Below are 17,924 nucleotides of genomic sequence, written 5' to 3'. Positions count from 1 at the left end.
CATGAGTGAAGTGCGTGAACCCTGCGTGCCAGGCCTGTTCAGCGAAGAAGGCGGCGCGCGTCTGCTGGGTGCCCGCTGCCGCGGCTGCGGCACCCCGTATTTTCCCGCTCCGGCGCAGTGCCGCAATCCTGACTGCGCTGGCTCCGATCTGGAGGCGCATGGCTTCGGTGGGGGCGGAACGCTGTGGAGCTACTCGGTCGCCAATTTCGCCCCCCCCGCGCCGCACAAGTTCGATGCGCCCTTCCGCCCCTACGTGATCGGCGTGGTCGATCTGGACGAGGGGCTGCGCGTCGTCGGGCAGATGGCCGGAGATGTGGTCGGCATGCGGGTCGGCGCGCGCGTCGAGCTCGTCGTCGATCCGGTTTATCACGAGGATGGGAAGGCATTCACATCCTGGAAGTTCAGGCTGGCCTGAGGGAGCGAACAACATGCAGGAAGTCGTGGTTCTGGGTGTGGGCATGCATCGCTTCGGCAAGACCGGCGATGCCATCGTGGGCAGCAAGTCGGTCACCGAGTTGTGCCGTGCGGCAGTCGATATGGCGCTCAAGGACGCCGGCGTGTCCTGGCGGCAGATTCAGGCCGTGTCGGCGGCGAGTTCGCGGTTTTCCGGCGGCAAGGGCTGGGGCCTGAACGGCAACGACATCGTCGAGGATCTCGGGTGCACCGGCGTTCCGGTGTACAACCTGTCGGCCGGGTGTGCCGCAGGTGGAAACGCCTTCAACGTGGGCTACTCGCTCGTCGCGGGCGGCATCTACGACATGGTGCTGGTCGTCGGCGGCGAGGTGATGCCCAAGGGCATGATCCAGACCTCGGGCGTGGAGGATGTCAATGATCCGGAATTCCTGCGGCAGCGCTGCGTCGGCATGCCGGGGCCATCCTTCTGGGCCACGCTGGCCCGGCGCCGCATGCACGATCACGGCACGACCGAAGAGCAGATGGCCAAGGTGACGGTCAAGGCGCGCAAGTGTGCCGTCGGCAACCCCTTCGCTCGCTTCCAGAAGGAAGTGAGCGTCGAGGAGGTGCTCGCGTCGCCCTACGTCAGCGACCCGTTGCGCCTGTTCGAGATCTGTCCGGTGTCCAACGGGGCGGCCGCGGCGGTGATCTGCTCCGCGGCGATGGCTCGCCGCTTCACCCGCAAGCCGGTCACGGTGGCCACCAGCGCGGTGGCGACGATCGCGTTCGACGATGCGTTGCCGCGCAGCCTCGCCGGGCCGGTGCCGTCCGGGCCGAGCTTTCACACCGAGGCGAAGGCCGCGGTGATGCGTGCGTTCGAGCAGGCCGGCATCGGCCCGCGCGAGATCAGCCTCACCGAGCTCCAGGACAACACCTGCTATTACGAGCTCGCCTTCCCGGAGGAGTGGGGGCTGTGCGAGCCGGGCGAGGCCGAGCGACTGGTGGAAGCGGGAGAAACGGCGCCCGGCGGCCGGATGCCGATCAATCCCTCGGGCGGTTTCGTGTCCTTCGGCGAGGCGACGACCGCGATGGGCGTATTCCAGATCGCCGAGCTGACCTGGCAACTGCGTGGCGAGGCCGGTGCGCGACAGGTGCCGGGCGCGCGCGTTGGCCTGGCTCAGACGAATGGTCTGGGCGGCAACGCCACCGCCGCCATCCTGAAGCGCTGAGTGCATTCACAGGCATTCGGCATTCGAACGCAACCTGAGCGGGGAAGCCCGAGATGAACGCTCCTTCGGTGATCCAATACCTTCTTCTCGCGGTCCTGCTGAGCGCTGCGCTGGTGGCGCTCGCGGTGGGCTTGCGGCGTTACCGCCAGCGCATCGCCCGCGGACGCGAGGCGGCTCCCGGGGGCGCGGGCAGCGCCTTCCTCGGGCGCGAGTTCAATGCGGAGAGTTTCCTCCATCGCGCCCTGCTCACCTCCCGGCTCTGGAAGCGGCCGGTGGCCGGGCTGGCGCATGCGCTGCTGCTCGGTGGTGCGCTGGTCGCGACTCTCGGTCATGCCAGCTTTGCGTTCAGCTTCGTCGGCGTCGACGTATACGCGGGCTGGTTCGGCACGGTGGTGATGCGCTGGGCGCGCGAACTGGCGGGGCTCGCGATGCTCACGGGGGTGGGCTTCTTCCTCCTGCGCCGGCTCGCCCGGCTGCCACGACTGGTCGAGGGTGGGGAGCGCAAGGGCTTCGTCGCCATGGAGCTGCTGTTGCTCGCGACGGTGTTGGCCGGTTTCGTGGCCGAGTCCTTCCGTCTGGCGGGGCTGCAGTCGCCATCCCCCGGCGAGTTCGTCGGCAAGCTCGTCGCTGCGGGCCTGAGCGGCCTGGATGCGGGCACGGTCGCGCGTGGCGATGCGGTGATGTGGTGGTTGCATGGGCTGCTGGGCGTGGGCTTCATCGGCCTGATCGCGTACACGCCGCTGTCGCACATGGCCCTGGGGCCGGCCAACTCGGCGTTTGCGCGCAAGCGCCCCGGCATCCAGCTTGCACCGATCGACTTCGACGCCGACGAGGACGACCTGCGCCTGGGGGCGACGCGGCTCGACGAACTGCCGCGCAAGAGCCTGCTCGACGTCTCCGCCTGCCTGGGCTGCGGCCGTTGCCAGGAGGCCTGTCCGGCGGCGCAGACGGGCAAGGCGCTGTCGCCCAAGAAGATCATGCTCACCTGCGCCGAGTATCTCGAGCAGGGCCGCTTCGACGACCCCGGGCTGATCGACGACATCGGCAGCGAGGCGATCTTCGACTGCACGACCTGCGCCGCCTGTGTCGAGGAGTGCCCGGTCAGCAACAATCCGGCTGAGATCATTCTGGAGTTCCGCCGCAACCTGGTGATGGACCGCTCCGAGATGCCGGACACGCTGGCGATGGCGAACCGCAACCTGGAGTCGCGCGGCCACCCCTTCGCGGGCACTGCTGCCAACCCGGACGACTGGTGCAAGGGGCTGGACGTACCCCTGTTCGAGGCCGGCAAGACCGAATACCTGCTCTGGCTCGGCTGCGCAGTGACCTACGAGGAACGCGCCCAGGAAGTCGCGCGTGCGATGGTGCGCATCCTCGATGCCGCGGGCGTGTCCTGGGGCGTGCTCGGCGAGGCGCGCTGCACCGGGGACCCGGCCAAGATGGCCGGCAACGAGATCCAGTTCGTCGAGATGGCCCAGGACAACATCGAGGCCTTCCACGAGCGCGGCATCCAGAAGGTCATCACCATGTGCGCGCACTGTTTCAACAGCTTCGATCGGTATTACCCGGAGCTGGGCGCGGAGTGGGTGACGGTGCCACATTCGGTGCTGATCGAGCAGTTGATCGCCGAGGGGCGCCTCACGGTGGCGCGCGACGAGGCGAGCAAGATCACCTTCCACGACCCCTGCTACCTTGCGCGTCACAACGACATCGTCGAACAGCCGCGCAAGGTCCTGTCCGCGCTCGGGCAACTGATCGAGATGCCCCGCAACCGGAAGGACAGCATGTGCTGCGGTGCCGGTGGCTGCAACTACTGGAGCGCCGGCAAGAGCGGCAGCGCGCGCATCAACGACGTACGGACCACGGAGGCGCTCGGTACCGGCGCCGACAAGATCGCGACCTCGTGCTCGTTCTGCCTGCTGATGCTGGGCTCGAGCGCGTCCCGCGAAGGACCCGAGCGCAAGGTGTTCGACATCGCCGAACTGGTTGCCGACGCGCTCCCCGGCGCAGGTGGCTGAGCGGAGCTCTGCCTGGCCATGGCCGTCTGGAGGAAAAGAATGGCGGGACGATTGGATGCAAAGGTGGCGTTTGCAGGCGGTGGCGGTGGCGGTTGCGCCCGCGTTGTGCCCACGGCGATTCGAGGAGCGGTGATCCATGCAGACCGATGAACCCTGTGTCGAGCTCGGGGAGAGCGCGATCTTCCAGCCCCTTGAGTTGGGGGCGCTGACGCTTGCCAACCGCATCGTGATGGCGCCGATGACGCGCAACCGGGCCCGGCCCGACGGCGTGCCGGACGCGCTGATGGTCGAATACTATGCCGCTCGTGCCGACGCCGGACTGATCGTGGCCGAGGGGGCGTGGCCCTGTGCCGAAGGTCAGGCTTACTGCCGTCAGCCCGGGATCGCGACCGACGCCCACGTGGCGGGTTGGCGCGGGGTTGTCGATGCGGTGCATGCCCGTGGTGCGCGGATCGTGCTGCAGATCATGCATTCGGGCCGGATCGGCAGCTCGCGCATCAAACCCGAAGGGGTGGAGACGGTCGCTCCTTCGGCCATCCGCGCCCACGGGCAGATCCATACCGACGCGGCCGGGATGCAGGACTTCGACATGCCTCGCGAGATGACGCAGGACGACATCGGGCACGCGATCGATGCCCATCGCATGGCCGCGGTGCGAGCCCGCGCGGCCGGGTTCGATGGCGTGGAACTGCACTGCACGAGCGGCTACCTGCCCATGCAGTTCATGTACTCGGAGACCAACCGTCGTGCGGACGAGTACGGCGGCGATGCGCCGGCACGGGTGCGCTTCGCGGTCGGATGCCTGAAGGCGATGGCGGACGCCGTCGGTGCGAATCGGGTGGGTTTCCGCGTGAATCCGGGCAACACCTTCAACGACGCGCGCGACGAGGATTCGGCCGCCACGCACGAGGCGCTCCTGCGTCAGGCCGCGCCGCTCGGCCTTGCGTATCTGCACGTGATGCGCGCGCCGGTATCGGACATCGACGCCTTCGCGCTCGCGCGCAAGTATTTCCCCGGGCGCCTGATCCTCAACGACGGCTTCGATCCGGAGTCGGCCGAGCGCGCGATCGCCGGTGGTGAAGGCGAAGCGGTCTCGTTCGCACGCCACTTCATCGGCAATCCGGATCTCGTGCGCCGGATGCGCATGGGTCTGCCGCTGGCGAAGTTCGATCGACGGACGCTCTATACGCCGGGCCCCGCGGGCTATACCGATTACCCCGCGGCGGCCTGAGCGACCCATAGGCGGAACATTCTGTAGAGGAGAAAGGACGTGAAGATACTGGTCCCGGTCAAGCGGGTGGTGGACTACAACGTGAAGGTCAGGGTGAAGTCGGACAACTCCGGCGTGGAGTTGTCCGGGGTGAAGATGTCCATCAACCCGTTCGACGAGATCGCGGTGGAGGAGGCGGTACGCCTGCGCGAAGCGGGCAAGGCCACCGAAGTGATCGCGGTCAGCTGCGGGGGGGCCGCATCGCAGGAGACGCTGCGCACGGCGCTCGCCATGGGGGCCGATCGGGCCATCCTGGTCGAGGCCGATGTGGAGCTGCAGCCGCTCGCGGTGGCCAAGTTGCTTAGGGCGGTTGCCGAGCGCGAGCAGCCCCGGATGGTGATCTGCGGCAAGCAGGCGATCGACGACGATGCGAACCAGACCGGTCAGATGCTCGCGGCGCTGCTCGGATGGTCGCAGGCGACCTTCGCTTCGCGTCTGCTGGTCGATGGCGATGCCGGCATCCAGGTCACGCGCGAGGTCGATGGCGGCCTCGAGATGGTTGCGGTGAAGCTTCCTGCAGTGGTGAGTGCGGATCTGCGGCTCAATGAGCCCCGTTACGCAAGCCTGCCGAACATCATGAAGGCCAAGAAGAAGCCGCTGGACATCGTCACCGCGGCGGAGCTCGGGGTCGATGTGACGCCTCGCCTGCGCCACACCCATTACGCCGAGCCGCCCGCACGCAAGGGTGGCGTCAAGGTCGCCGATGTGCCGGAACTGGTCCGGAAGCTGCGTGACGAAGCCAAGGCGATTTGAGGACAGGACATGAGAACACTGGTTATTGCAGAACACGACAAGGCCCGACTCGCTTCCGCGACGCTTGGCGCGATCACTGCGGCGAGCCGGTTTGGCGGGGAGATCGACGTGCTGGTGGCGGGGGACGCATGCGATGCGGTGGCCGCACACGCGTCGACGGTGCAGTCCGTGACGCGCGTGCTGAAGGCCGAAGCATCGCATTACGGGGACGGCACGGCCGAGAACATCGCGGCCCTCGTGCACCGGCTTGCGAGTGGTGGCGCCTATCGGGCGGTGCTTGCGGGCGCCTCGAGTTTCGGGAAGGACCTGACGCCCCGTGTCGCCGCCCTGCTCGACTTGGCACCGGTTTCGGAAGTCATCGCGATCGAGGCCCCAGGCCGCTACCGGCGGCCGATTCACGCGGGCAACGTCATCGTCACCGTCGAGTCCGACCAGGCGGTCGACGTGTTGACGGTGCGTGGTACGGCGTTCGATGCGGCGGCCGAGGGCGTCGGATCGGGCGCGGTCGAGCGGATCGAGGCGGCCGACGATCAGGGGCTTGCGCGCGTGACCGGACGCGAGATCAGCAAGTCGGAGCGCCCCGAGCTTGGTTCGGCCGCGATCGTGGTGTCCGGCGGTCGTGGCCTCGGTAGCGGCGAGAACTACCAGCGTTTGCTCGAGCCGCTCGCCGACACGCTCGGGGCTGCTCTGGGCGCCTCGCGTGCCGCGGTTGACGCGGGCTTCGTACCCAATGACTATCAGGTTGGCCAGACGGGCAAGATCGTTGCACCGGCCCTCTACATCGCGGTCGGCATTTCCGGGGCCATCCAGCACCTGGCCGGCATGAAGGATTCCAAGGTGATCGTGGCGATCAACAAGGATCCCGAGGCGCCAATTTTCCAGGTGGCTGATTACGGACTGGTCGGCGACCTCTTCGAGGCCGTTCCGGCGCTCGCCGGGCAACTGGCCGCGCGTTGAGCGCGTGCGGAGGACTCGCCCCTGCGAGGCCTTCCTGCCGCCAACGCACGGAACGGCGTGTGCGGCAGGACTCGTGAGATCAGCTCGATGATCCCCGGCAGAACATCGACCGGGTTGCAGCGCAGGGCGGAGAAGGGGCGATCCACCAGGGGCTGCGGGGGCAGGGCCCCGGCGGCGCCGACGCCGGGAGAACGCGCATGAAGCAGGGCATTCTGCTTGCCGCCGGCAACGGGCGGCGATTCGATCCTTCAGGCCTGACGGACAAGCTGCTGCAGCCGCTCCACGACGGGCGCCCGGTGCTTTGGCACAGTGCGTTCAATCTGTGCAGCGCGCTCGGCACCTGCATCGCAGTGATCAGGCCGGGGCAGGATGCGCGCAGGGCAATTCTGGAAAGCGCAGGCTGCAGCGTTCTCGTGGCAAGGGCGGCCGAGGCCGGCATGGGCGAGACGATCGCCGCGGCGGTGCGCGAGACCGCCCAGGCGCAGGGCTGGTTGATCGCCCTCGGTGACATGCCCTGGATCCCGCCGGCGCTGATCCGGCGCGTCGCTCGGGCTGTGGTGGCGCCTGCCGGCGTTGCCGCGCCTTGGCATGGCGGGAAAAGGGGGCATCCGGTTGCCTTCGGGGCGGACTGGTACGCTGCACTGACCGGGCTCAAAGGCGACGCAGGCGCGCGGGATGTGCTCCAGCAGGCGTCGATAGACCGCGTGGAGCCGGCTCCCGCGGGTGTGCTTCGTGATGTGGACGTGCCTGGGGACCTGCCCGGCGGGTGGGCGGAATAGGCCTGATCTCAGTGCGGATCTTTCCGGTCGCGTGCGCCACGCGCTGCCCTGTCGGTTAGACAGAGCGGCCTTCGGGCGTGGACGGCTCCGGATCAGCGAGGCGCTGTGGCGCTCCTTGCTGAGGCGGCTGCCCGCCTGCGAAGACGAAGCGCAAGCAGTAGCGCGAAGCCGATCATCGTGGTGAGCAGGTAGCCCACATTGGTGAGCGCCGTTTCCAGGCCGTCCCGACTGGCTTGATGAAGCAGCGATTGCGCTTCCACTCCATGCGCTGCGACACGTGCGCTCAGATCCGTGGGCAGGATCTGGCTGCGGGATCCGGCGAACCGGGTCAGCGCATCGATCGTTTGTGGATCCAGTCCGGCCGATGCGCCGTGCTGTTGCAGCGAGGCACGCGTCTGATGGGCGAGCGTCGCACCGAACACGGCGAGCGCGAGCGATGAGCCGGTGGGGCTGCCGAGGTCACGGAACATGCTGAACAGCCCGGTGCCCGCTCCCATCTTCTGGGGCGGAACCGCACTGAAGGCCATCTTCATGATCGATGGCGTGTTGGCACCCATGCTGAAGCCGAGCACACAGGTGATCGTGATCACCACCCAGAGCGGCGTATCCACCTTGATGCCGACGAACAGCAGTGCGCCCGCGAGGCTTCCGGTGAGGGCAAGAATCGAGATCGTCCGCGGTTCGAAGCGATCGATCAGGCGTCCGGCCAGTGGCGCACTGAGCAAGCCGCTGCCGTACAGGAACAGGGTGACGAAACCGAACTGCGCTGCCGAGCCGCCGGGGCGGTTGTTGATGAAGAAGGCAAGTGAATACAGGACGCCGCTGAAGAACAGCATGTGCAGCCAGTAGATTGCCGAGGGCAGCGCGAAGGCCGGGCGGGACAGGATGGCCGCGTCCACCACGGGTGTGACCGTGCGTCGGCTTTGCTTCCACAGCATGATCAGGCTGGTGCAGCCGATCACGACGATTCCCCAGGTGATCGGTGAGCGGGCACCGAAGTTGCTGGCCCAGGTCGGCAGGGACAGCAGCGAGGCGATCGTGGCGAACAACAGCATCGCGCCCGGATAGTCGAAGGTGCCCTCCTTGTGCTCGGAGCGGATCTCCGGGACCAGCATGCGGACAGGCAGCAGTCCGGCGAGCGCGAGAGCGCCGCTGATCCAGTAGACGCTCGGCCAGCCGAGGCGGTCGATCAGCAGGCCGCCGAGCAGTCCACCGGAGGCGGCACCGAAGGTCATCGTGAAGGTCAGCAAGCCCAGAGCGGTGCCGCGCCGCTGCTCCGGGAAGAGATGGGTCACATAGGCGAACACGCCCGGCAGGATGCAGGCCACGCCGAAGCCCTGCGCGAAACGTGCGGCGAGGAAGGTGGCAAAATTGGGCGCCCAGGCGGCGGCGAACTCGGACAGCGCGAAGATCAGCAATCCGCCCGTAAGCACCTTCCTACGGCCATGCTGGTCGCCGAATCGGCCCATGATGGGGGCGAAAACGGTGAGCGCGAGGAAATAGAGGACGAGGATCAGCGCCGCGAGGCTTACAGGGATGCCGAAGTGACGTGTGACGCTGGGCAGGGCCGGCGCCTGGAATGCGGCAGCCTCTATCGTGACGAAGGTGCCGAACAACAGGGCTATGAAGATGCCCCAGGGATTCCGAGCTTCCATCGATGATGCTCCGGGTCGGATGTTGGTCTGCGCTGCGGTGGTCGCAGCGCGATGAGGGCGGAGCGGCTCATCGGAGGGCGAGCGCGGGCTCGCTCGCGGGGCTTCAATGTGCGCCGCTAAAAAAGGGGGGCTTCCGCCGGCTGAGGTGACGTCTGCCCCGGCATCCCTCTCCGTGGCCGGAATCCCGGGGCACGGATCAGCGTAGCGACTGATTGATCGCCTGCAGTGCCTGCGTGCCCGGGCACAGCTCGGCTTCGCCGAGCTGGTTGAGCGGGCGCTCGATGGTGTTGAGATGGGCATGGAGTTCGTCCGCGCCCGGATCGACATAGAGCAGGCCGGTCACGATCTCGCCCAGCGCATGTCGCTCCTGCAGGTAGTTCATGGCGGCGATGCGATCGGTCGGGTCGTAGTCCACCCCGAGCTTGCGCAGCAGCAGGACCGAGCCGTCGTGCTGGACAACGCGTCGCAGGCCTCCGGGCGGGTAGGAGGTCTCGATAGGCGCATGGGGCAGCATGACCTCGATGCGGTTGACCGCCTCGTTGTGTTCGCGCACGAAATCGTAGCTTCGGGTCGAGCCCGTGTGGTTGTTGAAGGTCACGCAGGGGCTGATGATGTCGATGAAGGCTGCCCCACGGTGGCGCAGCGCGCCCTTGATGAGCGGCACCAGCTGCTCCTTGTCGCCGGAGAAGCTGCGCCCGACGTAGCTGGCGCCCAGTTGCAGCGCCAGCGCGACGAGATCGATCGGATTGTCCGCGTTCACGACCCCGCGCCTGTTGGCCGAGCCCTTGTCCGCCGTGGCCGAGAACTGGCCCTTGGTGAGGCCGTAGACGCCGTTGTTCTCGACCAGATAGGTCATGTTCACGCCGCGCCGCATCGCATGTGCGAACTGACCCAGGCCGATCGAGGCCGAATCGCCGTCGCCCGATACGCCGAGGTAGAGCAGGCTGCGGTTCGCGAGTGCCGCACCGGTGAGCACGGAAGGCATGCGACCGTGGACGCTGTTGAAACCATGCGAGTTGCCAAGGAAGTAGTCCGGGGTTTTCGACGAGCAGCCGATGCCCGACAGCTTGGCGACGCGGTGCGGTTCGATGTCGAGATCGAAGCAGGCTTGTACGATCGCTGCACTGATCGAGTCGTGACCGCAGCCGGCGCACAGCGTGGACACCGCACCTTCGTAGTCGCGCCGCGTATGGCCGATGGCGTTGCGTGGCTGCTTGGCGCGCAGGAGCGCGGGCTTGGGAAGATAGGTCATTGGATGGCCTCGAGTTGCGCAGCGTTCTTTGCAGAGGATGTCGAGTGCGAGGGCGTGCCGAGTTCGGCCGCAATCCGGCCCGCGATGAAGCGAGCGGTGATCGGCGTGCCGTCGTAGTGGAGCACGCGGCTCAGCTTCGCGGGGGCAATCTCGCCGTCCTCGATCAGCAGGCTGCGCAGCTGTCCGCTTTCGTTCTGCTCGATGACGAAAACCTTCTCGTGCGCGTGGACGAAGTCCATGACCTCGTCGCCGAAGGGAAAGGCCCGCACACGCAGGCTATCGACATGGAAGCCTTCGGCGGCGAGCAGGGCGATCGCCTCGTCCATCGCGGGCGAGGTGGATCCATAGCAGATCGCGCCGATGCGGGTTTCCTGCGCCGCAGGCTGGATGATGGCGGGCGGTACCAGCGTCCTGGCGGTGTCGAACTTCCGCCGTAACCGTTCCATGTTGTAGACGTAATCGCTGCCCGCCTCGCTGTACTTGGCGAACGGGTTGCGCGTGGTGCCGCGGGTGAAATAGGCGCCCCGTGTCGGATGGGCGCCGGGCAGGGTGCGGTAGGGGATGCCGTCGCCATCCACGTCGAGATAGCGCCCGAATTGCATGCCGGCTTCCAGCTCGTCGTGGCCCAGCACTTTGCCGCGGTCGTAGCGTCGCTCATCGTTCCAGGCGAAGGGCGCGCACAGGCGCTCGTTCATGCCGATGTCCAGATCCAGCAGCACGAACACCGGTGTCTGCAGGCGCTCTGCAAGATCGAAGGCCAGGGCCCCGAACTCGAAGCACTCGTTCGGGTCGGCCGGAAGCAAGAGCACATGACGGGTATCGCCATGGGATGCATGGGCGCAGGCGAGCAGGTCGGACTGCTGGGTGCGGGTCGGCATGCCGGTCGAGGGGCCGCCGCGCTGGACATCGAACAGCACGGCCGGGATCTCGGCGAAGTAGGCGAGCCCCAGAAACTCCTGCATCAGCGACACCCCCGGTCCGGAGGTCGCCGTGAATGCGCGCGAGCCATTCCAGCCGGCGCCGATCACCATCCCGATCGCGGACAGCTCGTCCTCCGCCTGCACGATCGCGTAGCGGGCCTGCCCGCTGTCGGGGTCGGTGCGGAACTTGCGGCAGTACGTGCCGAAAGCCTCGATCACCGAGGTCGAGGGGGTGATCGGATACCACGCTGCGACGGTCGCACCACCATACAGCGCGCCCAGGCCGCAGGCGCTGTTGCCGTCGATGAAGATCCGGTCGCCGACCGCATCGGCACGCACCACGCGCATCTCGAGCGGGCAGCCGAAGTGGGTGAAGGCGTATTCGCGACCGATACGGAGGGCCCTCTGGTTGCTCTCGATGAGCTTGCTCTTGCCGCGGTAGAGCTCGGCGAGCAGGCCTCCGGTCACTTCCGGGTCGATCCCGAGCAGGGCGGTGAGTGCGCCGACGTACATGATGTTGCGCATCAGCTGGCGCTGGCGCGTGTCCTCGAAGGCCTCGTTGCAGAGCGCGGTCAGGGGGATGCCGAACGGCCGGATATCGGCGCGGAACTGGTTCGCGTGGAGTCGACGGGTCGAGTCGTACAGCAGGCAGCCCCCGGGCTCGAGCTCCGCGAGGTCACGGTCCCAGGTCTGCGGGTTCATCGCCACCATCATGTCGCAGCCGCCACGGCGGCCGAGCCAGCCCTGCTCGGAGACCCGCAGCTCGTACCACGTGGGCATGCCCTGGATGTTCGATGGGAAGATGTTTCGCGGCGACACCGGCACGCCCATGCGGATGATGCTGCGCGCGAACAGCTCGTTTGCCGAAGCCGACCCGGAGCCGTTGATGTTCGCGAACTTTATGACGAAGTCGTTGATCTGGCGTTTGCTGTTCATGCTGTCATGGCCTCGGCATTGGCACGGTTGTCATTGAGGACGAACTTCTGCATGTCCCACGCACCGGTCGGACAGCGTTCGGCGCACATGCCGCAGTGCAGGCAGACATTCTCGTCCTTGACCATCACACGTCCGGTCTTGAGCCCGGTGGCGATGTAGAGCGCCTGGTCCGGGTTGGAAGCAGGCGACTTGAGACGGGCGCGCAGGCCGATGTCGTCGCCTTCGCCGTCCTGGGTGAACGTGATGCACTCAGCCGGACAGATGTCGACACAGGCGTCGCATTCGATGCATGCAGGGGGCGTGAAGACGGTTGCGACGTCACAGTTCAGGCAGCGCTCGGCCTCGCTGCACGCGAGCACCGGATCGAAGCCGAACTCGAATTCGAGCCTGAGGTTCTTCAAGGTCTCCGACAACTCGACCGTCGGCACCTTGTGGCGCGCATCCTCGGAGATGCGGTTGCTGTAGCTCCAGGCGTGAATGCCCATCTTCTGGCTGGTCAGGGTGGCCCTCGGAGCAGGCCGCTCGGCCACCGGCAGCCCGGAGCAGAAACGGTCGATCGAGATCGCCGCTTCATGGCCCTGCGCGACGGCCGTGATGATGTTCTTCGGGCCGAGTGCCGCATCGCCGCCAAAGAACACCTCCGGCCGGGTCGACTGCAGGGTGCCGCGGTCGAGCACGGGCATGCCCCAATCGTCGAAGTCGATGCCGATGTCGCGCTCGATCCACGGGAAGCTGTTCTCCTGGCCGATCGCCACCAGGACCTCGTCGCACGCCACATGCTCCGCAGCTTCCCCGGTCGGCACCAGCGAACGCCGGCCGCTCGCGTCGTATTCGGCGCGAACCTTCCCGAATAGCATTCCGGTGAGCCGGCCCTGTTCCTGGGTGAAGGCGAGCGGCACCATCATGTTGCGGATCGTGATGCCTTCGTGCATCGCCTCCTCGCGCTCCCAGGGCGATGCCTTCATCTCTTCGAAGGCGCTGCGCACGATCACGTGCACCTCTTCGGCGCCCAGGCGGCGGGCGGTCCGGCTGCAGTCCATCGCGGTATTGCCGCCACCGAGCACGATCACCCTGCGCGCCGCCCGTTCGACGTGACCGAAGGCGACATTCGACAGCCAGTCGATGCCCACGTGGATGTGTGCCGCCGCCTCGCTGCGGCCAGGCAGGTCGATGTCGCGGCCGCGTGGGGCACCGGTGCCGACGAACACCGCATCCCAGCCTTCGGTGAGCAGCGCCTCGAGGCTGCGGACCCAGCTGTTGGTGCGGAACGCCACGCCAAGCGCTTCGATATGGCCGCACTCCTCATCGATTACCGATGCGGGCAGCCGAAACGCCGGAATCTCGCTGCGCATCATGCCGCCCGCGCGCTGGCTGCCATCGAACACGGTCACGGCATAGCCGCGCAGGGCCAGGTCCCGGGCCACGGTCATGGAGGCCGGACCGGCGCCGACACAGGCGATGCGCCGGCCGTTGCGCAGCGCCGGCGGCTTGGGCAGATGCTCGCGGATATCGCCCTTCAGGTCTGCGGCAACGCGCTTGAGCCGGCAGATTGCCACCGGCTGGCCGTCCACTCGGCCACGCCGGCAGGCGGGCTCGCAGGGGCGGTCGCAGACGCGACCCAGGATCCCCGGGAAGACGTTCGAGCGCCAGTTGACGAGATAGGCCTCGGCGTGGGCTCCCGCCGCCACCAGACGGACGTATTCGGGCACCGGCGTATGGGCCGGGCAGGCCCATTGGCAATCGACCACCTTGCGCAGGTAGTCCGGAGTAAGCGTGCTTGGTTTCACTGGATCCTCTGGCTGTCAGATTGCGGCGACGGTGAGCGCGGCGGTGTCCGGCGCTCGATCCGCCTGTTCTTCATCGACGTGCCCATAGACCGTCGTGCGTCGCCGCAGGGGGCGGCCTGCCGCGGCGGCGATGGCGCGCAGATCCTCATCATTCATCAACTGGCCGTTGGCTCCGCCCGCGGCGCGGGTGATCGACTCGTACATCAGCGTGCCGCCGAGGTCGTTGGCACCGGCGCGCAGGCACAGGGTGGCCCCTTCGCTGCCCATCTTCACCCACGAGGTCTGGACGTTGGGCAGCAGCGAGCCGAACACGAGGCGCGGGACCGCATGCATCAGAATCGCCTCGCGCAGGCTCGGACCGGAACGCGCCTTGCCCTTGTGCCACAGCGGGGACTCCATATGCACGAAGGGCAGCGGGACGAACTCGGTGAAGCCACCGGTCTCGGCCTGGAGGGCCCGAAGTTGGAGCAGGTGGCGGGACCAGTGCAGCGGCGTGTCCACGTGCCCGAACATGATGGTTGCCGTCGTGCGTATGCCGCTGAGGTGTGCGGCGCGCATCACGTCCAGCCACTCGGCGGTGTCGAGCTTGTCCGGGCAGATGAGCGCACGCACTTCGTCGTCGAGGACCTCGGCGGCCGTCCCCGGCAGGGAGCCGAGCCCGGCCTCGCGCAGACGACCGAGGTACGCGTCTACCGGCAGGCCAAGGCTGCGCGCGCCGTGCAGGATCTCCAGTGGCGAGAACGCATGAATGTGCATCCCCGGGATCGCGGACTTCACCGCACGGGTCAGTTCGAGATAGGTGTGGCCGTCGTAGTGCGGGTGGATACCGCCCTGCATGCACACCTCGCGGGCGCCGCGCTCCCAGGCTTCGTGCGCGCGGTCGACCACCGCATCCGCGTCGAGCTTGTAGGCCGGACCGCGCAGGGTGCTTGCGGCGTGGCTCTTGGCGAAGGCGCAGAATCCGCAGCGATGCTTGCAGATGTTCGTGTAGTTGATGTTGCAGTTGCGCACATAAGTCACGCTTTCGCCCGCAAGCCGGGCGCGCATCGTGTCGGCCGCCTGCACGATGGCCGCGAAATCCTCGTCGCGGGCGACGAACAGACGCGCGATGGCGGCTTCGTCCAGTGTTTCGCCTTCCGTTGCCCGGCGCAGGGTCGCGGCGACCTCGGCGCTCGGCCGTGCCCGAGGGGAGCGGGTGGCCAGGCTTCGTATCGACGCGCTGGGCGGCATCCGGGTGCCGGCGATCCAGTCGTCCTCGCGCACCCAGCCTTGCGCATCCGTGCTGCGCAGCACGGATGCACGGATTTCGCCCTCGGTCCATCGTGCTGCCCGGCGTGCGAAGGACGGTGCCAGCGCCAGGCGTTCGACGAGCAGGCGATCACAGCGACGCGTCTCGGCGTCCAGGCGCTCGAGTTCGGGCCAGGCGGCCTCGGGATTGACATGGTCGATCGTGACCGGGGAGATGCCGCCCCAGTCGTTCACGCCCGCATCGATCAAGGTGCGCAGTTCTCCCGAGCGCAGGTTTGGCGGAGCCTGGATGGACATATTTGGGCCGAACACCATGCGCGCCATCGCGATCGTCCACGCGTGCTCCTCCAGCGTGGGCTCGGGCGCGGAGGCCATCGGCGTGCGCGGCTTGGCGCGGAAGTTCTGCACGATGATTTCCTGAAGGTGACCATGGCGCTCGTGGATGGCGCGCAGTGCGAGCAGGGCATCGACGCGCTCCATGGGCGTCTCGCCGATGCCGATGAGCAGGCCGCTCGTCATCGCCACGCCGGCCGCGCCCGCGGCTTCCAGCGTGGCGAGGCGCGCCTCGGGCTGCTTGTCCGGGCAGTTCCAGTGGGCCTGCCCGCGCAGGCCAAGACGTTCGGCGGTGGTCTCCAGCATGATGCCCATCGATGCGGCGCGAGGGCGGAGCATGCGGAACTCGGCCGCCTCGAGGTTGCCCGCATTGATGTGCGGCAGCAGGCCGGTTTCCCGAAACACGCGCTCGGCGAGGGCCGCCACGTATTCCACGGTGCTGGCATGCCCCATTGCCCCGAGGGCTTCACGTGCTGACCGGTAGCGCAACTCGGGCTTCTCGCCGAGTGTGAACAAGGCCTCCCGGCATCCGGCAGCGGCGCCCGCGCGTGCGATCCCGAGCACTTCGTCGGGGCTCAGGAAGGGGCTCGGAACCGCCTTGGGCGAGGTCGCGAAGGTGCAGTAGGCACAGACGTTCCGGCACAGGCGGGTGACCGGGATGAAGACCTTGCGGGAATGTCCCACCAGGCGTCCGTGGCCCTCCAGGGTCAGGGCGACGGCGCAATCGGACAGGGCTTGCGGCGAGGCATGCGCCGCAAGCTTGCGGATCTGTCCGTCGCTCAGCCGTGCTCCGCCGCGTGCAAGGGCGAGAAGTGTTTCGGGCTTGCTGTCCATCGCGTCGTACTCCAGGGCGAGAGGAGCGGCTCGAGAGGGCCGCCTCGGGTGTCGAGGTAGTGCTGCAGGTCTGCGGGCTCATCGATGTCGACGGCGAAGCCGCGCGGGGTGTTGACGATCGGCTCGAGCCCGCGCATGCGCGCCTCCGCAAGGTGCTGCCTGAAGCTGGAGGTGCCAAAATGAAAATTGAAGGTGCCCGGGGGGGACAGGAAGATCGCGTTGGTACCCGAACCGTGATGGTCCGGCGCGAGCGCGAGCCCCGTCTTGCGGCCATGGCACACGAAGCTGTCCACCTCTGGCGGGCTGAGCCAGGGGAGGTCGGCATGCAGCACGAGCACTTCGGTCGCACCGCAGGCGGTCAGCGTGTTGCGACCTTCGTCCAGGGCCTGATTGAGCCCGGTTCCACGGTCCCTGAGTGCGTGCACACCTTGCGGCAGTATTTCCGGAACCGGTGTGATCACTGCGATCTGATCGATCTCGCTCGCGGTGTCGAGCGTCTCCAGCACGTGCTCGAACATCGTGATGATCAGGTGCTCGCGCTGTCGGCGCGTCAGCGTGCCGCCAAGCCGGCTCTTTCCCAGATGCGGAGGCTTAAGCGCGAGAAGTGCCCAGCAGCTCATGATTTTCTTCCCCCTTCTCTGTTCGAGCGGGCGCGGGCTAAATGGAGGGGCTGGCCACGCCGCCCTCGGGGAGATCCTGAAGCGCAGCAAGGCTGACCTGCGATGCCATGGCGGGCCTCAGTCTGCGGCAGCGGAACGATCGAGCTGACCTGTGATGCGGATGCCTGCGCCATCCACCCTGTAGGTCTTGTTGAGGAAGATGAGGATCGAGGTCAGCGCCTCGGCTGCGGCGGAGTTGGCCAGCACGCCGGCGTGCAGGCCGCGCAGGCCCGCGCAGTCGGCCAGGGCCACGGCGACCGCGCGCGCTTCCTTGTCATCGCCGAAGACCAGGACGTCGCACTCCACCTCCTGGTCGGTGGCGAGCTTGTGGGCCGCGACGTTATGGAAGGCGGAAACGAGCCGCACCGTCTCGCCGACCAGTTGTTGGGCGCGCTGGGCGGCGCTGCCCTCGGCGGGCAACTGCACGCGCGCAACCTTGGGCGGCATGAGCGGGACGGTGGTGTCGATCAGGATCTTGCCGGCCAGGGCGGGGCGGATCTCCTCGAGAACGGCCGCCTGGGAGGAAAAAGGCACGGTCGCCACGACGATGTCGGCGGCGCGGGCTGCCTCCAGGTTCGAGGCCGAAAGGATTCTGGTGTCGAGTCCCGCGCTCAGTCGCGCGGCGGCTTCCCGTGCCTTCTCCGCGGTGCGTGAGCCGATGATCACCGTTTTGCCCGCTTTGGCCCAGCGCCTTGCAAGTGCAGCGCCGAGGTTACCCGTTCCGCCGACCACGGCGATTGTCTGCTCCATGTCCTGCTCCCTTCCTGGATTCAAGTGTGGTCAGGGCAAACGGCCGAAATGCGGCCTGAGGCACTGCATTCGCCCTGTGGTGCCGTGCATTCACTTTAAGGAGGGGGTGCGCATCAGGCATCGCCTGATTGGATTATGGATGCGAGTCAAA

The 17,924-nt window shown here is 67.4% G+C and carries 14 protein-coding genes; 7 read left to right on the top strand and 7 right to left on the bottom strand.

Going from position 1 to position 17,924, the window contains the following annotated elements; translation table 11 throughout:
- Position 1: 1 nt before the first annotated feature.
- From CKCBHOJB_RS12035 to CKCBHOJB_RS12005, 7 genes are all read left to right on the top strand, one after another.
- Positions 2–415 carry an OB-fold domain-containing protein gene (locus CKCBHOJB_RS12035; RefSeq protein ID WP_281048912.1) on the top strand — a complete coding sequence of 138 codons (414 nt, stop codon included), beginning with the start codon at positions 2–4 and terminating at the stop codon, positions 413–415.
- A gap of 13 nt (positions 416–428) precedes the next feature.
- Positions 429–1,622, top strand: a complete 1,194-nt coding sequence (locus CKCBHOJB_RS12030) for a hypothetical protein (RefSeq protein ID WP_281048911.1) — start codon at positions 429–431, stop codon at positions 1,620–1,622.
- Between the two features lie 53 nt (positions 1,623–1,675).
- Positions 1,676–3,640: a (Fe-S)-binding protein gene (locus tag CKCBHOJB_RS12025; RefSeq protein ID WP_281048910.1), complete on the top strand. Its 1,965-nt coding sequence runs from the start codon at positions 1,676–1,678 to the stop codon at positions 3,638–3,640.
- 196 nt (positions 3,641–3,836) lie between these two features.
- Positions 3,837–4,871, top strand: coding sequence for an alkene reductase (locus CKCBHOJB_RS12020; RefSeq protein WP_281048909.1), 1,035 nt, complete (start codon positions 3,837–3,839; stop codon positions 4,869–4,871).
- A gap of 39 nt (positions 4,872–4,910) precedes the next feature.
- The gene (locus CKCBHOJB_RS12015) at positions 4,911–5,663 is read left to right on the top strand and encodes an electron transfer flavoprotein subunit beta/FixA family protein (protein WP_281048908.1); all 753 of its coding nucleotides are present in this window, start codon (positions 4,911–4,913) and stop codon (positions 5,661–5,663) included.
- A gap of 9 nt (positions 5,664–5,672) precedes the next feature.
- Complete coding sequence (locus CKCBHOJB_RS12010) at positions 5,673–6,620, top strand: FAD-binding protein (protein WP_281048907.1); 948 nt, start codon at positions 5,673–5,675, stop codon at positions 6,618–6,620.
- A 197-nt stretch (positions 6,621–6,817) separates the two neighbouring features.
- The gene (locus CKCBHOJB_RS12005; protein ID WP_281048906.1) at positions 6,818–7,399 is read left to right on the top strand and encodes a nucleotidyltransferase family protein; all 582 of its coding nucleotides are present in this window, start codon (positions 6,818–6,820) and stop codon (positions 7,397–7,399) included.
- Between the two features lie 92 nt (positions 7,400–7,491).
- Here CKCBHOJB_RS12005 and CKCBHOJB_RS12000 read toward each other — a convergent pair whose 3' ends face one another.
- The 7 genes from CKCBHOJB_RS12000 to npdG all read right to left on the bottom strand — a co-directional run bounded on the left by CKCBHOJB_RS12000 (position 7,492) and on the right by npdG (position 17,773).
- Entirely contained in the window at positions 7,492–9,054 is a 1,563-nt protein-coding gene (locus CKCBHOJB_RS12000) for an MFS transporter (protein ID WP_281048905.1), read from the bottom strand.
- 196 nt (positions 9,055–9,250) lie between these two features.
- Positions 9,251–10,306: a 2-oxoacid:ferredoxin oxidoreductase subunit beta gene (locus tag CKCBHOJB_RS11995; RefSeq protein WP_281048904.1), complete on the bottom strand. Its 1,056-nt coding sequence runs from the start codon at positions 10,304–10,306 to the stop codon at positions 9,251–9,253.
- Positions 10,303–12,162: a 2-oxoacid:acceptor oxidoreductase subunit alpha gene (locus CKCBHOJB_RS11990; protein WP_281048903.1), complete on the bottom strand. Its 1,860-nt coding sequence runs from the start codon at positions 12,160–12,162 to the stop codon at positions 10,303–10,305. Before CKCBHOJB_RS11990 ends, CKCBHOJB_RS11995 begins: the two co-directional genes overlap by 4 nt.
- Positions 12,159–13,910: an FAD-dependent oxidoreductase gene (locus tag CKCBHOJB_RS11985; protein WP_281051681.1), complete on the bottom strand. Its 1,752-nt coding sequence runs from the start codon at positions 13,908–13,910 to the stop codon at positions 12,159–12,161. The genes CKCBHOJB_RS11990 and CKCBHOJB_RS11985 overlap by 4 nt, the downstream gene beginning before the upstream one ends.
- 54 nt (positions 13,911–13,964) lie before the next feature.
- Positions 13,965–16,364 carry a 5-amino-6-(D-ribitylamino)uracil--L-tyrosine 4-hydroxyphenyl transferase CofH gene (gene cofH, locus CKCBHOJB_RS11980; RefSeq protein WP_281048902.1) on the bottom strand — a complete coding sequence of 800 codons (2,400 nt, stop codon included), beginning with the start codon at positions 16,362–16,364 and terminating at the stop codon, positions 13,965–13,967.
- Positions 16,310–16,984, bottom strand: a complete 675-nt coding sequence (cofC, locus tag CKCBHOJB_RS11975) for a 2-phospho-L-lactate guanylyltransferase (RefSeq protein ID WP_281048901.1) — start codon at positions 16,982–16,984, stop codon at positions 16,310–16,312. The genes cofH and cofC overlap by 55 nt, the downstream gene beginning before the upstream one ends.
- 117 nt (positions 16,985–17,101) lie before the next feature.
- Positions 17,102–17,773 carry an NADPH-dependent F420 reductase gene (gene npdG / locus CKCBHOJB_RS11970; RefSeq protein ID WP_281048900.1) on the bottom strand — a complete coding sequence of 224 codons (672 nt, stop codon included), beginning with the start codon at positions 17,771–17,773 and terminating at the stop codon, positions 17,102–17,104.
- Positions 17,774–17,924: the final 151 nt, after the last annotated feature.

Origin of the sequence: Thauera sp. GDN1 (genome assembly GCF_029223545.1) — a bacterium.
Lineage (GTDB): Bacteria > Pseudomonadota > Gammaproteobacteria > Burkholderiales > Rhodocyclaceae > Thauera.
Note: the sequence above shows the minus strand (reverse complement) of the source record. Positions and strands in the feature narration are given on the sequence as shown.

Bases quoted from the DNA above. Each gene is read 5' to 3' on its own strand.
- CKCBHOJB_RS12000 (WP_281048905.1), bottom strand. From the start codon at position 9,054: ATGGAAGCTCGGAATCCCTGGGGCATCTTCATAGCCCTGTTGTTCGGC.
- cofC (WP_281048901.1), bottom strand. From the start codon at position 16,984: ATGAGCTGCTGGGCACTTCTCGCGCTTAAGCCTCCGCATCTGGGAAAG.
- cofH (WP_281048902.1), bottom strand. From the start codon at position 16,364: ATGGACAGCAAGCCCGAAACACTTCTCGCCCTTGCACGCGGCGGAGCA.
- CKCBHOJB_RS12035 (WP_281048912.1), top strand. From the start codon at position 2: ATGAGTGAAGTGCGTGAACCCTGCGTGCCAGGCCTGTTCAGCGAAGAA.
- npdG (WP_281048900.1), bottom strand. From the start codon at position 17,773: ATGGAGCAGACAATCGCCGTGGTCGGCGGAACGGGTAACCTCGGCGCT.
- CKCBHOJB_RS11995 (WP_281048904.1), bottom strand. From the start codon at position 10,306: ATGACCTATCTTCCCAAGCCCGCGCTCCTGCGCGCCAAGCAGCCACGC.
- CKCBHOJB_RS12025 (WP_281048910.1), top strand. From the start codon at position 1,676: ATGAACGCTCCTTCGGTGATCCAATACCTTCTTCTCGCGGTCCTGCTG.
- CKCBHOJB_RS12005 (WP_281048906.1), top strand. From the start codon at position 6,818: ATGAAGCAGGGCATTCTGCTTGCCGCCGGCAACGGGCGGCGATTCGAT.
- CKCBHOJB_RS12030 (WP_281048911.1), top strand. From the start codon at position 429: ATGCAGGAAGTCGTGGTTCTGGGTGTGGGCATGCATCGCTTCGGCAAG.
- CKCBHOJB_RS11990 (WP_281048903.1), bottom strand. From the start codon at position 12,162: ATGAACAGCAAACGCCAGATCAACGACTTCGTCATAAAGTTCGCGAAC.
- CKCBHOJB_RS12010 (WP_281048907.1), top strand. From the start codon at position 5,673: ATGAGAACACTGGTTATTGCAGAACACGACAAGGCCCGACTCGCTTCC.